Source organism: Protofrankia sp. Cr1, from assembly GCF_963555865.1.
Classification (GTDB): domain Bacteria; phylum Actinomycetota; class Actinomycetes; order Frankiales; family Frankiaceae; genus Protofrankia.
In genome coordinates, this window is the sequence record NZ_CAUVXO010000611.1 from 1 (window position 1) to 3,033 (window position 3,033).

Here is a 3,033-nt window from a genome sequence, read left to right on the forward strand (position 1 = left end):
GCCGGACCGCACGCACGGCATCCCGCTGCCCTCCGGCGCGATCGTCGGCGCGGGACTGGTCGCCGCCGTCGCCGCCGCGGTCACCCTCGCCCGGCTGCTGCGCCACCGGCGCCGGCCCGTGCCCACCCCGCCCGGCCAGCCCGTCCCCACCGACCCACCGTTGCCGATCATCGTGCGGGAGATTCTGCGCGCCAGCCGGACACCCGCGCCCACCGACGAGGACGACGATTCCGCTCACGACGATCCGTCCCTGCCGGTGCCGGTGCCGGTGCCGGTGCCGCCGCCGGTGGCCGTCGGGAACCCGCCGTCTCCGCCACCGGGTGGCGGAGACGAGCTGCCCGGCGTCCTGGCCCGCGCCGGCAGCCTGAACCTGGATGGGCCGGGCGCACTCGCTGCGGCCCGCGCGATCGCTGTCACCCTTCTCGCCGATCACCATCGGTATCCCCGCTCGGATCGGCCCTGGCCCGCCCGTCTGATCATCCCCGCTGGTGATGCCGACCGGCTCGCCCTGCCCCGTCCGGTGCTGGCCGTCCTGTCCGCGGTCACCGTGACCCCGACCCTGCCTGCCGCTCTCGACCGCCTGCACGCCGAGCTGCTCCACCGCCAGCGGCTCATGGCCGAGGTCGACACCGAGAGCATCGCCGAGCTCCGGAGGGCCGCACCTGATGAGATGTTCCCGACCGTCCTGCTCGTCGCCACCGTCGAGGGCGTGTCGGCCGGCCGGCTGACCGCGCTCGCCGCGCAGGGCCGCCCGTTCGGCCTGTACACGCTCGCCCTCGGCCACTGGCCGGGGCAAACCGGCTACCTTCTGGACGCCGACGGTCGGCAGACTGCTCCGGCGGATGGTGCCGGGGAGCAGTGGTGGCAGCTGAGCCCGGCTGCGGCCGGCGACCTGCTCGATCTCGTCGCCGCCGCCAACGACCTCCACCCGCCCGCAGCCCCACCGCCGCCCGCCGCCCCGGTGCCGGTGCCGGTGCCGGTCGGCCGGGTCCCGCGAGCCGACATCGGACGGGAACCGCCGCAGCCCCCGAGCCTGGCCGACCAGGCGTCGGACAGCGCCCCGATCGTCCCCCGGCGGCCGGACCTCCCGGCCGGACCTGCCGTCGCCCCCGCCTCCGACCCGGCCCCGGACTGGCCGTCGGCGACCGCCGCTGCCGGAGGGGTGTCGGTCCGGCGGGTCCGGGTGCTGCTGTTCGGCCGGCCGACCATCACCGTCGACGGCGTGCCCCTGGCCCGCGGCCTGCGGACCCTCAGCCTCGAAATCGCCGCGTACCTTGCGTTCCACCCGGCCGGCGCCGGCGGGGAGACGCTGGCCACCGACCTGCTGCCCGACCACGACCCGCGCAAGGCCCGCAACCAGATCTACCGGGCGATCGCGGTGCTCCGCGACGTCCTCACCGCCGCCACCGGTACCACCGCCGCCTGTCTGACCAGTAACCCGGCCGGCTACCGCCTCAATCCGGATCATGTCTCGGTCGACCTGTGGGACTTCCACGACGCCCGCTGGCGGGCCGGGCATGCCCGCGACGACGCCGACCGCATCGCCGCGCTCACCCGCGCCGCCGAGCTGTACCGGGCCCGACCGCTCGGGGACACCGCCTACGACTGGTCCACCCCGCATGTCGGCACCGTCGAGCATCAGGCGGTCGACGTCCTCGCCGACCTCGCCGATCTTTATGCCGCGGACAACCCCGACCGGGCCCTGACCTACCTCGACCAAGCCATCGGCCTCACCCCGCACGTCGAGGAGCTGTACTGCCACGCGATGCGCATCCACGCCACCCGCGGCCGCCTCGACGCCGTCCGCCGCACCTACCAGCGGCTCCGCGACGCCCTCGACACCCTTGACGTCGACCCCGCCCCGGCCACCGACGCCCTGATGGCCCGCCTCACCCGCGACCCGCCCACCCCCACGATCACACATTCCACGATCGAGAGATCCCGCCGCGTGGTGTGACCCGCCACCCGACCCGGCGACCCGCCCGCTACCAGCGGCTGAGAGTGCCCAAGGGAGCGTCGCAGGTGAACCGGGTACGAGTCGAGCGGTCCCTTCAGCCAGGAGCGCGCCACCCCACTTGAGAAAGGCTGCCTGACCCTGCTCCGAACCCAGCGCGGCGACGACCGCCGCCGAGGGATCAGCGTCCCCATGGGGTCGCTGGGGAGGCCCGCGCCGATGCCGGCCGAGGGCTGGCTAGCCACCGGCCAGCCAGCCAGCCTGGTGGCCGTGGCGGTTGGCCGGCCTGCCCGCCAAGTGCGGTCGGGGCGAGGAAGCGGAACGCCTGCGAAGGTGTGCGGCCTCACCCCGGACGGTTCGATCGTGTCTGGTGCGACTGGCCGATTTTTGATCATGCTGGGAATAGAGATTCTTTTCCAGAGGTAATCGGATAGGTTGCGACTGTCTTTGACGATCAAACTGGCGGTCCGCGTCGTGGCAGGTCCCGCCGGCTGCCCGCCGGGTTGACGGCTGGGCTCGGATCCGGCTGCATCCCAACTGATCATCAGGATGTATTGTGATGTCGTCGGATATGTCGTCTGCGTGAGCAGGCGCATGTCGTCGATCGTGATGACGGGGCGGGGGCGACGGACGATGCGGAAGCGTCTGCTGGGGCAGGTGCGGACACGGCTGGACCGGTTCAGCGTCGACCAGAATTCAGCCACGGTCCTGGACCTGCAGGCGGTCGCCGAGGTAGCCGCTCTGCTGGAGACCGCGCCGGACCCGTTTGCCGACCTTGAGGTCGCTCATACGGCCGGGTGGCTGCACTGGTATCGCTATCTCGTCGGCGATCCCGGCGACGACCAGCAGGACCTTGCCGTCGCACTGGCCCTGCTTGCATCGGTGTACCAGGCGCGCCCGGACGCGGTCCCCGCCCAGCTCCGCAGCTATTTCGACGAAAACCGGCTCACCGCGCCCGAAAGCCCCGAGGTGATGGCGGACCGCGCGGTCACCCTGCTGGAAGAGGCGCTGCGGACCGGTGACCGTGCCGCGCTGAACACCGCTATCGACCTGCTTCGCCAAACCCTCGCCGCCACCCC

The 3,033-nt window shown here is 72.9% G+C and carries 1 protein-coding gene and 1 pseudogene; both read left to right on the top strand.

Features of this window, described 5'->3' with window-relative positions:
- Positions 1-1,957, top strand: a 1,957-nt coding sequence (locus U9980_RS26680; RefSeq protein WP_322770454.1) for a bacterial transcriptional activator domain-containing protein, incomplete at its 5' end; no start/stop codon positions are given.
- Positions 1,958-2,587: 630 nt separating this feature from the next.
- Positions 2,588-3,033, top strand: a pseudogene (locus tag U9980_RS26685) (CHAT domain-containing protein); the annotation flags it as partial.